This window comes from Streptomyces sp. NBC_01716 (assembly GCF_036248275.1).
Lineage (GTDB): Bacteria > Actinomycetota > Actinomycetes > Streptomycetales > Streptomycetaceae > Streptomyces.
In genome coordinates this window covers 4,156,624-4,171,622 of record NZ_CP109181.1, presented here as the reverse complement: position 1 = coordinate 4,171,622, position 14,999 = coordinate 4,156,624, and the positions used below count along the sequence as shown (strand labels likewise).

The 14,999-nt window shown below is 72.2% G+C and carries 13 protein-coding genes; 8 read left to right on the top strand and 5 right to left on the bottom strand.

Annotated elements, in window-relative coordinates:
- Positions 1-152: 152 nt before the first annotated feature.
- Positions 153-3,407: an AfsR/SARP family transcriptional regulator gene (locus OIE74_RS18060; RefSeq protein WP_329384620.1), complete on the bottom strand. Its 3,255-nt coding sequence runs from the start codon at positions 3,405-3,407 to the stop codon at positions 153-155.
- Between the two features lie 112 nt (positions 3,408-3,519).
- Between OIE74_RS18060 and OIE74_RS18055 the strand changes: the two genes are divergently transcribed.
- The 5 genes from OIE74_RS18055 to OIE74_RS18035 all read left to right on the top strand — a co-directional run bounded on the left by OIE74_RS18055 (position 3,520) and on the right by OIE74_RS18035 (position 8,222).
- On the top strand, positions 3,520-4,284 hold the full coding sequence (locus OIE74_RS18055) for an SDR family oxidoreductase (RefSeq protein WP_329384617.1): 765 nt from the start codon (positions 3,520-3,522) through the stop codon (positions 4,282-4,284).
- 136 nt (positions 4,285-4,420) lie between these two features.
- Positions 4,421-5,011 carry an NADPH-dependent FMN reductase gene (locus OIE74_RS18050; protein ID WP_329384614.1) on the top strand — a complete coding sequence of 197 codons (591 nt, stop codon included), beginning with the start codon at positions 4,421-4,423 and terminating at the stop codon, positions 5,009-5,011.
- Between the two features lie 93 nt (positions 5,012-5,104).
- Positions 5,105-6,133 carry an ATP-binding cassette domain-containing protein gene (locus OIE74_RS18045; protein ID WP_329384612.1) on the top strand — a complete coding sequence of 343 codons (1,029 nt, stop codon included), beginning with the start codon at positions 5,105-5,107 and terminating at the stop codon, positions 6,131-6,133.
- Complete coding sequence (locus OIE74_RS18040) at positions 6,130-6,990, top strand: ABC transporter permease (protein ID WP_329384609.1); 861 nt, start codon at positions 6,130-6,132, stop codon at positions 6,988-6,990. The genes OIE74_RS18045 and OIE74_RS18040 overlap by 4 nt, the downstream gene beginning before the upstream one ends.
- 152 nt (positions 6,991-7,142) lie before the next feature.
- Positions 7,143-8,222 carry a MerR family transcriptional regulator gene (locus OIE74_RS18035; protein WP_329384606.1) on the top strand — a complete coding sequence of 360 codons (1,080 nt, stop codon included), beginning with the start codon at positions 7,143-7,145 and terminating at the stop codon, positions 8,220-8,222.
- Between the two features lie 69 nt (positions 8,223-8,291).
- Here OIE74_RS18035 and OIE74_RS18030 read toward each other — a convergent pair whose 3' ends face one another.
- The 3 genes from OIE74_RS18030 to OIE74_RS18020 form a co-directional block, all read right to left on the bottom strand.
- Entirely contained in the window at positions 8,292-11,528 is a 3,237-nt protein-coding gene (locus tag OIE74_RS18030) for an ATP-binding protein (RefSeq protein ID WP_329384603.1), read from the bottom strand.
- A gap of 109 nt (positions 11,529-11,637) precedes the next feature.
- The gene (locus tag OIE74_RS18025) at positions 11,638-11,958 is read right to left on the bottom strand and encodes an SCP2 sterol-binding domain-containing protein (protein WP_329384601.1); all 321 of its coding nucleotides are present in this window, start codon (positions 11,956-11,958) and stop codon (positions 11,638-11,640) included.
- A gap of 185 nt (positions 11,959-12,143) precedes the next feature.
- On the bottom strand, positions 12,144-12,656 hold the full coding sequence (locus tag OIE74_RS18020) for a winged helix-turn-helix transcriptional regulator (RefSeq protein ID WP_329384598.1): 513 nt from the start codon (positions 12,654-12,656) through the stop codon (positions 12,144-12,146).
- A gap of 88 nt (positions 12,657-12,744) precedes the next feature.
- Between OIE74_RS18020 and OIE74_RS18015 the strand changes: the two genes are divergently transcribed.
- The gene (locus OIE74_RS18015; RefSeq protein WP_329384595.1) at positions 12,745-13,101 is read left to right on the top strand and encodes a nuclear transport factor 2 family protein; all 357 of its coding nucleotides are present in this window, start codon (positions 12,745-12,747) and stop codon (positions 13,099-13,101) included.
- A 44-nt stretch (positions 13,102-13,145) separates the two neighbouring features.
- Here the strand turns inward: OIE74_RS18015 and OIE74_RS18010 are convergent, their stop codons facing one another.
- Positions 13,146-13,571, bottom strand: a complete 426-nt coding sequence (locus OIE74_RS18010; protein ID WP_329384592.1) for a universal stress protein — start codon at positions 13,569-13,571, stop codon at positions 13,146-13,148.
- Positions 13,572-13,695: 124 nt separating this feature from the next.
- Here OIE74_RS18010 and OIE74_RS18005 point away from each other — a divergent pair, with 124 nt between their 5' ends.
- Complete coding sequence (locus OIE74_RS18005; protein ID WP_329384589.1) at positions 13,696-14,313, top strand: TOPRIM nucleotidyl transferase/hydrolase domain-containing protein; 618 nt, start codon at positions 13,696-13,698, stop codon at positions 14,311-14,313.
- A gap of 80 nt (positions 14,314-14,393) precedes the next feature.
- Positions 14,394-14,993 carry a TetR/AcrR family transcriptional regulator gene (locus OIE74_RS18000; protein WP_329384586.1) on the top strand — a complete coding sequence of 200 codons (600 nt, stop codon included), beginning with the start codon at positions 14,394-14,396 and terminating at the stop codon, positions 14,991-14,993.
- Positions 14,994-14,999: the final 6 nt, after the last annotated feature.

Below are 14,999 nucleotides of genomic sequence, written 5' to 3'. Positions count from 1 at the left end.
CTCCTCGCCCTGCCCAGCACTCGATCCAATACTTATACCGGTATTAGTATCACAGGTGTGCCGGGTGGACAGACCGAAGCCTCCGGCGGAGATACGCCGGAGGCTCCGATCGCGCTTGTCTGTCAGGCGAGGGGATGTCGGCCGCGCCGAGGTCAACTCCTCGCCATGTGCGACGGGAGACCGGTCCGGGCCAGCGCCTCGTCCGGGCTCAGCGTCGTGCCCCGTCTGAACGACTCCTCGAACGCCTCATTCCCCAGGGCGATTCGGGCCGAATGCGCGATGCGGTCGACGTCTTCGCGCTCGGCCGGCGGGAGCGGGGCGCCCGCGTCGCGGCGGGAAGTCGCCGCCGCGCCGAGCAGCAGCGCCGCCGGACCGGGGTGGCCCGCCAGGGACCGCGCGCCCGCCAACCCCTCCAGCGCGAGGGCGACCGCGCGCGGGTCGCCGGTCGCGCGGGCGGCGGCGAGGCCGTCCAGGTGGGTGGCCAGGGCCGTCGCGGCGTCGCCGCGCCGCTCGGCGACAAAGCCGAGTTCGGCGAGGACGAGCGCGTTGCCGGCTTCGGTGGAGACCTCCGCGTACCAGTCCCGGATGCGCACGAGACGCGCGTGCGCCTCGTCGAGGTCGCCCGTACGGCGGGCGCCGAGCGCGAGTCCGATCTCCGCGTGGATCTCACCGAACCGGTAGCCCTGTTCGGCGGCCACCCGGCGCGCCCGCTCGTGCAACTCGCGTGCCCTGTCCGGCTCTCCGGTCAGCAGGGCGAGGCGGCCGAGGCCGGAGAGCCTGGCGGAGACCTCCGTGCCGAGCCCCAACTCCTCGGCGATCCGGAGGCCTTCGTGGTGGATGCGGGCCGCGCCGGTGTAGTCGCCGTCGATCGAGGCGAGCAGGGACAGCGGCATCACGGACTGCGACTCGCCCCAGCGGTCGCCCAGTTCGCGGAAGAGCCGCGCGCTGCGCTCCCCGTCGACGCGCACCACGGCCAACTCGCCCCGGATGGCGGCGTGCACGGCCCGCCGTCCCAGGGACGCGGCGACGCCCCACCAGTCGTTCAGCTCCTCGAAGCCGTGCAGAGCGCGGGTGTTCAGTTCCTCCGCTGCGGCGAGAGCCCCGGCGTTGAACAGCCCGTACGCGCCGAACCACCGCGCCAGCGCCCGCCGCCGGGGAGATTCGACGGCCGCGTGGTCGCGCGCCAGCGCGCTCACCGTGCCGGGAGTGACGGGCGCGCCCCCGAGGAGGGCGAAGGCGGCGTGAAGGGCACGGACTTCCGCGTGGAGCCGGGGAGTTGGCGCGGGCCCGGTGACGGAGAGCGCCGTCGAGAGGGCTCGGCGGGCCTCCTGGAGGTGGCCGGCGAGAAGCCAGTACCAAGCCAGGGCGGTGACCAGGCGGAGTGCCGCGTCCGGGTGGCCGCCCGTTGCCGAAGTCGCCAGCGCCGTACGGAGATTGGCCGTCTCCGCGCGCAGCCGCAGCAGCTGGACGTGCTGTTCGGGGCCGCGCAGACGGGGGTCGGTCTCCTCGGCCAGACGCAGGTAGTAGTGGAGGTGACGGTCGCATACGGGGGTGAAGTCGGCCGCCTCGTGGAGCCGTTCGGTGGCGTACGCGGCGACGGACTCCAGCAGGCGGTAGCGCGGTCCTGCGGGCCCGTCCACCCGTACCACCAGGGAACGGTCCACCAGGCGGGCCAGCAGTTCCAGCACCTCCTCGCGCGCCACGGCGCCTCCGCCGGCCTCGCCCGCGCACACTGCCTCGGCGGCTTCGAGGGTGCAGCCGTCGGAGTGCGCGGCGAGCCGGCGCAGGACGACGCGTTCGGGGGCGGTCAGCAGCTCCCAGCTCCAGTCGATCACCGCCCGCAGGGTCTGCTGGCGCGCGGGCGCGCCGCGCCGGCCCGCCGTGAGGACGCGGAAGCGGTCGTCAAGACGGGCCGCGAGCGCGTGGACGCCGAGCGCGCGTACGCGGGTGGCGGCCAGCTCCAGCGCGAGCGGGATGCCGTCGAGGCGGCGGCAGATGGCGGCGACGGCCTTCGCCGCCTCGGTGTCGGGGCCGGAGCCGGGGCCGGCCGCCGCGAAACCGGGGTCGGCGGCGGTCGCGCGTTCCGTGAACAGCCTTACCGCGTCCGCCTGTTGGAGCGGTTCGACCGGGAGCACGGTCTCGCCGGGCACGGCGAGGGGTTCCTGGCTGGTGGCGAGCAGCCGCAGGCCGGAGGCCGCGAGCAGGAGCCTTTCGGCGAGGCGGGCGACCGGCTCGACGACATGCTCGCAGTTGTCGAGTATCAGGAGCGTTCGGCGCTCGCGCAGTGCGGCGGCGAGCTGATCCCCGGCGCCAGGCGTCGCCGGGTCGTCGCGCAGGCCCAGCGCCGACGCGACCTGTCGCGCGACCGCCTCCGCGATGTCGTCGGGGTCGTCGGTGCGGTGGCCCGCCAGTTCCACCAGGCGTACGCCGTCGCGGAAGTCGCTCGCGCACGTGTCGGCGAGGCGGGCCGCCGCCGCGAGCGCGAGGCGGGTCTTTCCGACGCCGCCCGCGCCCGTCAGCGTCACGAGCCGCGCGGTGGAGAGCAGCCGGCCGACCTCGTGCACGGCGTCGTCGCGGCCGACGAGGGAGGTGAGGGAGGTGAGGGGCGCGGCCGGGGGAGAGGCGGGCGCGGGGGTCGTGCGCGCGTTCAGCGACGGGTCCTGGCGCAGGATCGCCGCGCGCAGCGCGCTCACCTCCGGGCCGGGGTCCGCGCCCAACTCCTCGGCCAGCAGCGCGCGCAGCTCCGCGTACGACGCCAGCGCCTCGGCCTGCCGTCCCGCGCGGTAGAGCGCCCGCATCTGTAGGAGGCGCAGCCGCTCGCGCAGTGGGTGCCGGGCGACCAGCGCGGTCAGCTCCCCGGCCACCTGCGGGTGTTCGCCCAGGTCGAGCCGGGCCCGCGCGCGCTCCTCCAGGGCCGCGAGGCGCTGCTCCTCCAGCCGCCGTACGGCCGTACGTACGAAGGGCTCGTCCCGGAAGTCCGCGTACGCCGCCCCGCGCCACAGCCCCAGCGCCTCCCCCAGCAGATCGGCACGCGCCCGCGCGGGCGCGGCCGACCGGGCCCGTGTCACGAGCTGCTCGAAGCGGTCCGCGTCGACCTCGGCGCCGGTCAGGTCGAGCGCGTATCCGGCGGGCCCGTGCACGACCCGGTCGCGGCCGATAGCTCGGCGCAGCTGGGAGACCTTGCCCTGGAGGGCGTTCGCGGGCTTGCCGGGCGGCTCGGCGCCCCACAGGTCCTCCACGAGCCGGTCGGGCGGGACGGGCCGGCCCTCGTGGGTGAGGAGGACGGCGAGCAGGGCGCGGACCTTGGCCTCGGGCACCCGTACGGCGGCCCCGGCACCGTCCCCGGCGTCGTTCCCGGCACCGACCCCGATCCGCACGGTCAGGGGACCGAGCACTCCGAACCGCATGCGTGAAGCGTAACCACACGTGCCGGGCCCACCGGCCGACCGTCAGCGGACCATCAGCGCCCCGGCGCAGCCTGGCTCCCACCACACCCACAGCGAATACAGGGAGCGCGCCATGAGTACGTACGCGGGTCTGAAGGCAGTCGTCATCGGAGGGTCGATGGGCATGGGTCTCGCGATGGCCAAGCGCCTGGTGGAGGGCGGCGCCGAGGTTCTCGTCACCGGCCGCAACCCGGTGAATCTCAAGGACGCGCGGAACGAGCTGGGCCCCTCCGCGCAGGTCGTCGGCTCGGACATCGCCGACCCCACCGCCGTGGCCGCGCTCGGCGACCTGGTCGCTTCGACGCTGGGCCGGGTCGACCACCTCTTCGTCAACGCGGGCATCGCGCGGCTGGGGACGTTCGAGACGGTCTCGGAGGAGGACTACGACGCGCAGTTCGCGGTCAACACCAAGGGCGCGTTCTTCACCGTGCAGCGGCTGATTCCGCTGCTCAGCGAGGGCGGCTCGATCGTTTTCACCACCTCCGTGGCCGATGAGTCGGGCACCCCTGGGATGGGCGTCTACTCCGGTACGAAGGCGGCCCTGTGGTCCTTCGCGCAGACGCTGGCCGCCGAGCTGGTGTCGCGGGGGATCCGGGTCAACGCCGTGGCGCCGGGCTTCATCGACACCCCGGGCTCGGGGATCCAGGGACTGCCGGCCGAGGCGATCGAGGCGTTCCGCAAGAGCGGCGACGAGGCGACGCCCATGAAACGGCACGGCACCTCGGACGAGGTGGCGAAGGCGGCGCTGTTCCTGGCGACGGACGCGACCTTCACGACCGGCCTGAAGCTGTCGGTCGACGGCGGTCTCGGCAAGCGGATCGCCACGCCGGAGAGCTGACGCCTGGAGCTGACGCCTGGATACCGTCCGACCTGCGTTCTTCTCATCTCGCGCGCCCGCCAGATCTGATCTGGCGGGCGCGCGGTCACGTCTAGCGCCTCAGTGGTGACGGCGGACGAGGGAGGAGGTGGCGCGTATGCGACAGGGTGGCGCGGCGACGCCGCTGCGGGTCGCGGTCATCATCGGCAGCACCCGCGAGGGGCGGCTCGGTGACGTGATCGGGCGGTGGTTCGCCGAGCTGGCGGGCAAGCGGGACGAGCTGGACGTGGCGGTCGTCGATCTGGCCGAGTTCGACTTCCCCGCGCGCTACCCCGACCGGGCCACGGAGCCGATGGCGGACTTCACGGCGGAGGTCGACCGTGCGGAGGCCTTCGTGGTGGTGACACCGGAGTACAACCGCTCGTTCCCCGCCTCCCTCAAGCAGGCCGTCGACTACGCGTACGACGAGTGGCGGACGAAGCCGGTCGCGTTCGTCAGCTACGGCCACGGGTCGGGCGGGCTGTACGCGGTGGAGGGGCTGCGCACGGTCTTCACCGAGCTGCACACGGTGACCCTCCGGAACGCGGTGTCGATCAACCTCTTCGACTCCGGCGGCGACGACGTGCTCGAAGTCGACGCGGCGACCGAGGAGCGCAGGGACCGCGACGCGAGCGTGCTGCTCGACCAGCTCGGGTGGTGGGGGCTGGGCCTCCGTGAGGCGCGGGCGGCCCGCCCGTACATCTGCTGATGAGTTTCGGGCTCCCCCGGAGTCATAAGGGAAACCGCCCCCCCCGAGTTCCAGACCGATCAGAACGATCAAGAAGAACGACAAGGACTGATGATGAGTAATGATCTCGCGATCGAGACCACAGGGCTGGTGAAAGTCTTCGGCTCGAACCGAGCCGTGGACGGAGTCGATCTCGCCGTGCCGACGGGCACGGTCTACGGAGTGCTGGGTCCGAACGGCGCGGGCAAGACCACCGTCGTACGGATGCTGGCGACGCTGCTCCGCCCGGACGGCGGCGAGGCCCGCGTCTTCGGCAAGGACGTGGTGAAGGACGCCGAGTCGGTCCGCAGCCGGGTCGCGCTGACCGGGCAGTACGCGTCGGTGGACGAGGACCTGACCGGCTCGGAGAATCTGGTCCTGCTCGGCAGGCTCCTCGGGCACACCAAGCCCGACGCCCGCGACCGCGCGGGGCAGTTGCTGGACGCGTTCGGTCTTACGGAGGCGGCGGGCCGGCAGGTCAAGAACTACTCGGGCGGTATGCGGCGCCGTATCGACATCGCCGCGTCCATCCTGAACACCCCGGACCTGCTCTTCCTGGACGAGCCGACGACCGGCCTCGACCCGCGCAGCCGTAACCAGGTGTGGGACATCGTGCGGGCCGTGGTGTCGCAGGGGACGACGGTGCTGCTGACGACGCAGTATCTGGACGAGGCCGACCAGTTGGCGTCCCGGATCGCGGTGATCGACCAGGGCAAGGTGATCGCCGAGGGCACCAAGGGCGACCTGAAGGCGTCGGTCGGCTCCGGCGCCGTCCATCTGCGCCTGCGCGAAGCCGCCCAACGGCCGGACGCCCAGCGGGTGCTGGCCGCCGCGCTGAGCGCGGACATCGTGCTGGACCCGGACCCGCTCGCGCTCACCGCCACGATCAGCGGCGGCGGCAGCGACCAGGGCGCGGCGGAGCAGGCAGGCAGGGCGCTGGCGGAGCTGGCGCGCGAGGGGATCGTCGTGGACAACTTCTCCCTCGGCCAGCCCAGCCTGGACGAGGTGTTCCTCGCCCTCACCGAGAAGAAGAAGCCGTCCGGGCAGTCCTCCGGGACCGCCGGCACCGAGACCACCGATGTGAAGGAGGGGGCGGCGGCATGACCACCGTAGCCACGAAGACCCAGGACCTGGACGACCTCGACCTCGCCGCGCCCACCGCCGACGACCTCGCCGCGCTGCTCGTGAACAAGGAACGGCCACCGAGGCCGAGCGCGCTCTCGGCGTCGATGACCTTCGGCTGGCGGGCGATGCTGAAGATCAAGCATGTGCCCGAGCAGCTTTTCGACGTCACCGTCTTCCCGGTCATGATGGTGCTGATGTACGCGTATCTCTTCGGCGGTGCGCTGGCGGGGTCGGTCTCCGCGTACATCCAGTTCCTGCTGCCCGGCGTGATGGTGATGAGCGTCGTGATGATCACGATGTACTCGGGCGTCGCGGTCAACACCGACATCGCCAAGGGCGTCTTCGACCGCTTCCGCACCCTCCCGATCTGGCGCCCGGCCCCGATGGTCGGCTATCTGCTCGGCGACGTGATCCGCTACATGATCGCCTCGATCGTGATCCTCGGCGTGGGCCTGGCCATCGGATACCGCCCCGACGGCGGCGTGCTGGGCATCGCGGCGGGGGTGGCGCTGCTGCTCGTCTTCTCCTTCTCGTTCTCCTGGATCTGGACGATGTTCGGGCTGATGCTGCGCACGGAGAAGTCGGTGATGGGCGTCAGCATGATGGTGATCATGCCGCTGACGTTCCTGAGCAACGTCTTCGTCGACCCGAAGACGATGCCGGGCTGGCTCCAGGCCTTCGTCAACAACAGCCCGGTCTCCGAACTCGCCAGCGCGGTCCGCGAACTGATGGCGGGCAACTGGCCGACCCACGACATCGCGGTGACGCTGGGCTGGTCGGTGGGCCTGGTGCTCGTCTTCGGTACGTGGACGATGCGGCTCTACAACCGCAAGTGAGCACGTGACCCCGACGGCCGGTGGCCTGCGACTCCCCGGGGGGAGAGCCGCAGGCCACGGGTGTTGACTCTCCCCAAGGGACAACCCCCAGCATCGTCGGTGCCGGGCGAAGCGCCCGGTACGAGGAGTAGGGACGGCGGGTGTTTCGCGGCATGGAGCACAGGGCTGAACTGACCATCGGCGCGTTCGCCCGCGCGTCCCGGCTGTCACCGAAGGCGCTGCGGCTCTACGACGAGCTGGGGCTGCTGATACCGGCACGCGTGGACGGGACGACCGGCTACCGGTACTACACCGAGGCGCAGTTGGACCGCGCGCGGCTGGTGGCGTGGCTGCGCCGCGTCGGGATGCCGCTGGCCCGGATCGGCGAGGTCTGCGATCTGTGCGAGACGGATCCGCGGGCCGCCGGCCTGGACATCGGGGCGTATTGGGCGCGGGTGGAAACGGAGACCGCCATGCGCCGGGACCTGGTGACCTTCCTCGTTGGACAACTGTCGGCGAGACCGGCAGGGAAAGGCGTCGAAGAGATGTCCGAGATGAGGATGCGTTACGCGGCCGGGTCGGACCGAGGACTGGTCCGACCGGTCAATCAGGACACGGCGTACGCCGGTTCACGGCTGCTCGCGGTGGCCGACGGCTTCGGGGACGACGGTGCGCGGGCGAGCGGCGCGGCGGTCGACGCGCTGGTGGCGCTGGAGGAGTCGGCCCGGTGCGCGGATGTGCTCAACGGCCTGGCGGACGCGGTGGACCAGGTGAACCGGGCGGGGGCGGCGGGGACCCCCGGAGGCTCCGGGACCACGCTCACGGCGATGCTGTGGACCGGCTCCCGGCTGGCGCTCGTGCATGTCGGGGACACCCGCGCGTATCTGCTGCGGGGCGGTGAGGTCTCCCGTATCACGCACGACCACACCCTCGTGCAGTCGATGATCGACGCGGGCAGTCTCACCGTCGATGAGGCGGTGTCCCATCCCCAACGGGCGTTGCTGCTGCGCGCCCTGGACGGCAGCCAGGACCACGCCCGCCCCGATCTGCGCCTGCACGACGCGGAGCCGGGCGACCGCTATCTGCTCTGCTCCGACGGCCTGTTCACGGTCGTACGACCCGATGACATCCGGCGCGTCCTCCGTACGGCGGCGGAGCCGGAGGACGCCGTGCGCGAACTGATCGCGCTGGCCCTCGCGGCGGGCGGACCGGACAACGTGGCCTGTGCGGTGGCCGACGCGGTCACGCCATGACGGTCACCTCGGCGGCCAGCGCTTCGCCCAGCGCGGCGGTGAACGCCTCGACCGCCGGGTGGGCGGGGATCACAGCCGCCAGTTGAGATCGGTGGGGGCGTCGCTCCCGGCGGTGCCGTCGTCGGTGGGTGGTTCGGGGCGGTACGCGCAGGTTGAGCCCGTCGTCACCGACTTCCGGAGGTGCGCGGCCAGTTCGGGGTGGAGGGCGTCGAGTTTGCGCAGGGTGTCGCGGATTCGGGCCGTGACCGTCTTACGGGCCCGCTCCGCCTCGTCGCCAAGACGCCGGGTGCGTCCGCCGAGACCGGCGGCGGTGCGGAGCTCATCGAGGAGGGCCTGGCGCTCCCTGTCGTACGCGGCGGCGCGCGCGTCGTCGCCGCGTGCGCCAGCGCGATCTATGTCCTGGTCCAGTTGGTCGAGCCGTCGCCGGTACGCCGCCTTGGCCTGTTCGTCCAGGACCGGGTCGCCGCCCATGGCGCGCACCGCCACCGCCGTCTCGCCGCCGTCGGGGGCGAGCAGCCGGACGGCGGGGAAGTCCGTGCCCGGGTGGGAGAGCAGCGTGTGCAGATCGCGCAGCCCCTTCGCGTCGGGCACATGCACCGCCCGCCCGTCGAAGGCGAGCGCCCACACGGCCCCGTCCCGCCTGAACTCCGGGCCGGGCGGGGCAGGTTGAGCCTCATCGGGGTCGGTGACAGGGTGGGTGGGGTGGTGGGGGTCCGGTCCGCTCACCACCTCCCTCTCCAGGTGCTCCAGCCCCATCGCCTTCGCCGCCCGCGACGTCTCCGCCCGGAGCGTCGCCTCCGCCGCCGCGTCCCCCGGCCCGCCGCGCGCCCGCAGCGCGTCCGCCAGCTCCACGCCCGCGCGCAGGGACCACGGTCTCGCCCCGAGACGTTCGGCGGACTCGCGCGCCGAGGCGAACGCGGTCACCGCCGTGTCCCACCGCCCCTCCGCCGCGTCCAGCATGCCGAGCCACAGGTCGACCGGTCCGCTGATGTCGCAGCCGTACAGCGCGACGAGCCATCGGCCGCTGTGGGCGCCGAGGTCGTCCCTGGCCGCGGCGATCAACCGGGGATCACCCGTCGCGGCAGCCGTGTGCGCGCGGAGCCGGAACAGCAGCGGTGCGAAGATCCGGGACACCGGCTCCGGCCGGTCCTCCAGCTCCCGCAGATGCCGCAGCGCCCGCTCCGTGTCCGCGCGTTCGATCGCGGCGATCCCGTCGAGCAGCACGGGCAGCGGATAGCCCATGCCGTTGAGGCCGCGCGAAACGGCGTCGGCCTTCTCGTGACGACCCCGGATCATGTGCAGGGCCCAGAGCAGATGGGAGGCCAGATACTCGTACGGAGCGTGCCCGTCGGCCGCTTCGACCGTGTCGGCGTACCACTTCTCGGCCTGCTCGAAGTCACCGCTGAGGGCGGCGACGATGCCCAGGTCCACAGCCTTGCCCAGCTCGTACCTGCGCTTGCCCGCCCGCTCGGCAAGGACCGCGTACGTACGCAACTGGCTCAGGAAGAGCGGATCACCCAGCTCCAGCAGCGTCACCCAGCGCATCGCCGCGGCGTGCACCTCCATGTCCAGGTTCTTCGTGCGGCGGGAGACGGCCGACATCTCGGCGGTGAGGGCGAGCCGCTCCTCGGAGGTGCCGAGTCCCCAGATCGTGTCGTGCCGCGCCCAGAGGGAGAAGGCGAGCGCCTCGTCGTCATCGTCCCTTCGGGCGAGATCGGTGGCCCGGACGGCGAGGTCCTGCGCCATCCGCTCACTCTCCCTGCCCTCGCTCCCCCCGCCCTCACTCTCACCTTCACCGAACAGCGCGCGGTACGCCTCGTGCAGCAGCTCCGCCGCCTGCGGCCCGTGGCCGGGGAGGTCGTCCACCTGGTGGACCGTGAGCGCCACGCGGGTCAGCAGCTCCGGATCGCCCAGCTCACGCGCCGGTGTCACCGCGCGGTCGAAATACCGCCGGGCCTCGTCCTCCATGCCGTGGTGCCGCAGCTCTCCGGCCAGGTCGAGCGCGATCAGGACGGCGCGGCGCGGGTCGCCCTCCCCGGAGGTCTCCGCCACCTCCAGCGCGCGCCGGTAGTGACCCACGGCCTCCTCGCCCGCGAGCCTGCTCGACGCGTCCCGCGCGGCGGCGAGCAGCAGATCGATGCGGTGGTCGCGCTCCACGGTGTCACCGGCGAGATGGGCGTGCCGGGCCAGATCCGCGGGGAAGACCTTGCCGCCCAGTGCCGGTGCGGTGTCCAGGCCCCGTACGACCGCGCCGTGCAGCCGGGCCGCCTCCGCCTCCTCCAGGGAGTCGTAGAGCGTCTCTCGGACGAGGTCGTGCGCGAAGGCGAACCGCCCGCCCTCGCGCGTCACCACCAGCCGGGCGGACACGGCCCGGTCCAGCAGCCGGTCCACGTGCGGCACGGGCGCCGACGTGGCGGCGGCGAGCACCTGGCGGTGGAACTCCCTGCCCAGCACGCTCGCCGTGACCAGCAGGTCGCCGACCGGCTTCGGCAGCATCGACAGCCGCCGCCGCACGGCCTCGCGCACGCCGGGGGCGATCGTGCTGACCGGGCTGCCGCCGTGCCACAGGCGGGCGGTCTGCTCCACGAAGAAGGGATTGCCGCCCGTACGGCTGTGCACCTCGTCCACCAGGGCGGGCTCGGGCTCCCGCCCGGTGGTCAGCGCGAGGAGCGCGCCCACGTCGTCCCTGTCGAGCCCGGTCAGCGTGACGGCCGTGGTGGCGCGGGCGACGAGCGGGAGGATGAGCTGCTGGAGCGGGTGGCCGGGCGCCTCCACCTCCACGTCGCGGTACGTGCCGATGAGCAGCAGCCGCTCGAACCAGGCGTGCTGGGCGGCGAATTCGAGGAGCTTGAGCGACGCGGTGTCCGCCCAGTGCAGGTCGTCCACGACCACGACGACCGGCCGGTCCTGGGAGACCGTGACGAGGGCGGTCGTCACCGCGTCGTACACGGAGAAGGCGTCCTTGGCCTCGTCGTCCCCCGCGGCCTCACCGAGCAGCACCGTGAGCCGGCCGCCCGCCGCCTGCTCGGCCTTCGCCCACTCCGCCTCGTCCAGGCCGCGCCGCATGCCGCGCACGACCTGCACCCACGGCCAGTACCCCGGAGCGCTGCCTTCCCAGCAGGAGCCGCCCAGCACGAGCGCCCCGCGCTGCCTGGCCTCCCGGGCGGCGGCCGTGACCAGCGTGGTCTTTCCGATGCCCGCCTCGCCCGCGACCAGCACGAGACCCCCGTGGCTGTCCGTCGCCCGGCCGATCTCCGCGCGAAGGACGCCTGCGGGGTGGTCACGCCCGATCAGTGCAGGGGTCATGCCCAAAACCATAGAAGGCACCACTGACAATCGGCATGCGAGAACTCCGCCCGCTAAGCGAGTGGGCCCGCGGCCACCGAAGTGACCGCGGGCCCATCGCGTAGACCGATCAGGCGGCCGGGAACAGCGTGCCCAGCTTCTGGGCGACCGCGGGGTCGCCCTCTATCTTGAGCCGGCCGGCCGTGAACTCCTGCGTCCCGTCCGTGGTCCCCGACTGGATGGACTTCAGGGTGTCCGAGTCCAGCACGAGCGTGGCGTTGGCGTCCGGGTTCTCCCCCTCTTGCAGCGAGCAGGTTCCGTCCTTCACGGTCAACGAGAAGTGCTTGCTCTCGTCGGTCACGTTGAAGCCGAAGGTGAGGTCCAGACCGGCGGCGGCAGCCGAGTCGAACCTCGCGGCGAGAGCCTGCATGGTGTTGTCGGAAGTGCTCAAGGGTCTCTCCATCGTTCAAGCGAGCGTGGTCGAGGTCCATTCAACCCCTCACGACCGACCGCTTGAGGCAGCTTCAGGGAAACATTCGGAACGTTTGCGCGCGTGTCGTGACGATGCACAGAACGGTCCCGACCGGCTACGTGATCCGGTCCAGAAAAACCGCGCGTTTGTCGTAGAGGTACGTGTCAACTCCCCTGCGGCTGACCGGACTTGGCATACCGCGCGAGCATGCCGCCGGTCGCCGCCGGACCGGCGGTGAAGACGTACTTCTCGCTGTCGTCCAGCCGTTGCCCGGTGGCCGCGTCGACGACCACGGGCTCGACCTCCGTGCCCGTCGCCGCGTCGACCAGGACCATGGTCCGTTCCTCGGCCGGCAGCCGCGAATTGCCCCACGCGGCGAGGGCGACGAGGACCGGTCGCAGCGAGCGGCCGAGGTCCGTGAGGACGTACTCGTAGCGCGTCGGGCCCTGTTGATACGGGCGGCGCTCCAACAGCCCGTCGGCGACCAGGGTCTTGAGCCGGGTGGTGAGCATGCTGGAGGAGATGCCGAGGCTCTCCTGGAACTGGTCGAAGCGCGTATAGCCGTCGAACGCGTCATGAAGGATCAGCAGCGTCCACCATTCGCCCACCTGCCGCACGGTGGTGGACAGCGGACATGTCCGGTCCTCCAGCCGCATCCGGTTCCCTCGCCCCGCCATGTGTCCCGCCCCGTCCGCTCGCCCGTCCAGTTACTGCTAAAGTCGAAGTTACTCACTTCAATTTTAGCACCGAGGGAGTCGAAGACCCATGCCCGCGATCCCTGGCAGCCCCGCCGTCCCCGCTGTCCCCGACGTCGTCACCCGTTATCTGGCCGCCCACGAGGACCGCGACGCCCCGGCCGCACTCGCGACCATGCACGAGGACGCCACCGTCACCGACGAGGGCTCGACCCACACCGGCTCGGCCGAGATCGGGCGATGGCTCGAAACCGCGGCGAGCGAGTACACGTACACCACGGAACTCGTCGCGGCCGAGAGCGAGGACGACGCGCACCACACCGTCACCCACCGCCTGGAGGGAAACTTCCCCGGCGGGCGCGTCGACCTCCGCTTCCGGTTCACGCTGCGCGACGGTCTGATCGAGGACCTGACCATCGCGCCGTAACTCCGCCCGGCCCGCAGGCCGTTCGCCGGAGTCGTTCGTCCGGATCACTCGCCGCGGACGACGACCACCGGAACCTTCGCGTGCTGCGTGACATGCAGGCTCACGGAGCCCAGCAGCGCCGCCTTGAACCCGCTGTAACCACGGTCGCCGACCACGAGCAGTTCGGCGCCCTCCGCGCGGGCGAGCAGTGCCTGGGCGGCGTGCGCGGCGACGACCTGCCGGTCCACGGCCGCCGCGCCCTCCTTGCCGAGGGCGGACTCCAGCGTCTCGTCCAGGGTCTGGGCCGCCAGCTTCTCCGGGTCGAACTCCGGCGGAATGCCGGGCGCCATCGTCGCCCACGCGGCCGCGGGGTATTCCCAGCCGATCGCGGCCTCCACCGTGTCGCCGGTGAGTCCGGCCTGCCGTACGGCCCAGTGCAGCGCCTTCACCGAAGAAGCCGACCCGTCGACTCCCACCACTATCCTGCCCATCACGCACCTCGATCAGTTGAATCTTGTACCAGCGATGCGGACAACCTCCGGTGTCACCCGGCTATTCCGGCGCGCCGGTGGAAATTCCTTACCGCGCCCGCCGGAAAGGGCGGAGACTCGCCTCATGGCTGACATGGGGTCTTTCCGGCAAGCGGTCATCGCGTGGGCGGCCGGCGGCCCCGGTGGACCCGCGCGCGAACTGGCCGTGCGACTGTCCGTCCGGGCGGCCGTCCTGCTCGAAGGGCCGAGCGACGCCGCCGCGGTCGACGCGCTGGCCGCGAGCCGCGGCCGGGACCTGGCGGCCGAGGGCATCTGCGTGCTCCCGATGGGCGGCGCGATGAGCGTCGGCCGCTTCGCGGGACTCCTCGGCCCACCCGGCCTCGACCTGCGCCTCACCGGCCTGTGCGACGAGGCGGAGCGCCGCTTCTACACGGCGGGCCTGGAGCGGGCCGGTGCGACGCGGCAGGAGTTCTTCGTCTGCATGGCGGACCTGGAGGACGAACTCATCCGTGCGCTGGGTGTGGCGCGGGTCGCGGAGCTGGTACGGGCGGAGGGCGACGTACGCGCCCTGCGGACGTTCCTGCGCCAGCCCGCGCAGCAGGGGCGTCCGGCGGACCAGCAGTTGAGGCGCTTCCTCGGTACGAAGAAGGGCCGCAAGATCCACTACGGCCGCGTCCTCGTGGAAGCCCTGGCCCCCGACCGCACCCCCGCCCCGCTGGACGGCCTGCTGACCGGCCTGTGATGCCCGGAGCGCGGCATCTGAACGGCCGTTCTGAACCAGTGTTCTGAACGGACGTTCAAACCTGTTGTACGGTGTCGCCCATGGGACACCGTGAAAAGCTGATGGCCGGGGCCAGGCGCTGCCTGGAGGAGCGCGGTTACGCGCACACCACCTCGCGCGACATTGCCGCAGCCGCCAACGCACCGCTCGGCACGATCAATTACCACTACGGCTCCAAAGAGGCGCTGCTCAACGCGGCCATGCTGGAGTCGATCAACGAGTGGGGCACCAAGGTCCAGGAGCCCCCGAGCGATCCCGTGGGCGAGGCTCCGGGCTCCGTCGGGGAGCGGCTCGAAGCCATGTGGGCGCGTGTCATCGCGTCCCAGACCACCCACCGGCCGCTCCTCGTCGCCGCGGCCGAGGCTCTCGCGCAGGCCGAGCGGACGCCCGAGGTCCGGGCACAGATCGCGGAGGCGTACGAGCGCGCCCGGCCCCGGCTCGCCGCCGAACTGCACGGGATCGCCGACGCCGAGGAGCCCGGGACCGCCCGCGCCGTCGGTTCCGTGCACATGGCGCTCGTCGCCGGGCTCACGCAGCAGTGGCTCATCGACCCCGAACACGCGCCGTCGGCGAGTGAGATGGCCGCCGGCCTGCGGGCAATCGCCCGGAGCCTCGACGCCGACGCTGACGCCGACGCCTGAACGGAC

Excerpts from the sequence above, each read along its gene's own strand:
- OIE74_RS18060 (WP_329384620.1), bottom strand. The coding sequence starts at position 3,407 with ATGCGGTTCGGAGTGCTCGGTCCCCTGACCGTGCGGATCGGGGTCGGT.
- OIE74_RS18055 (WP_329384617.1), top strand. The coding sequence starts at position 3,520 with ATGAGTACGTACGCGGGTCTGAAGGCAGTCGTCATCGGAGGGTCGATG.
- OIE74_RS18050 (WP_329384614.1), top strand. The coding sequence starts at position 4,421 with ATGCGACAGGGTGGCGCGGCGACGCCGCTGCGGGTCGCGGTCATCATC.
- OIE74_RS18045 (WP_329384612.1), top strand. The coding sequence starts at position 5,105 with ATGAGTAATGATCTCGCGATCGAGACCACAGGGCTGGTGAAAGTCTTC.
- OIE74_RS18040 (WP_329384609.1), top strand. The coding sequence starts at position 6,130 with ATGACCACCGTAGCCACGAAGACCCAGGACCTGGACGACCTCGACCTC.
- OIE74_RS18035 (WP_329384606.1), top strand. The coding sequence starts at position 7,143 with ATGGAGCACAGGGCTGAACTGACCATCGGCGCGTTCGCCCGCGCGTCC.
- OIE74_RS18030 (WP_329384603.1), bottom strand. The coding sequence starts at position 11,528 with ATGACCCCTGCACTGATCGGGCGTGACCACCCCGCAGGCGTCCTTCGC.
- OIE74_RS18020 (WP_329384598.1), bottom strand. The coding sequence starts at position 12,656 with ATGGCGGGGCGAGGGAACCGGATGCGGCTGGAGGACCGGACATGTCCG.
- OIE74_RS18015 (WP_329384595.1), top strand. The coding sequence starts at position 12,745 with ATGCCCGCGATCCCTGGCAGCCCCGCCGTCCCCGCTGTCCCCGACGTC.
- OIE74_RS18010 (WP_329384592.1), bottom strand. The coding sequence starts at position 13,571 with ATGGGCAGGATAGTGGTGGGAGTCGACGGGTCGGCTTCTTCGGTGAAG.
- OIE74_RS18005 (WP_329384589.1), top strand. The coding sequence starts at position 13,696 with ATGGCTGACATGGGGTCTTTCCGGCAAGCGGTCATCGCGTGGGCGGCC.
- OIE74_RS18000 (WP_329384586.1), top strand. The coding sequence starts at position 14,394 with ATGGGACACCGTGAAAAGCTGATGGCCGGGGCCAGGCGCTGCCTGGAG.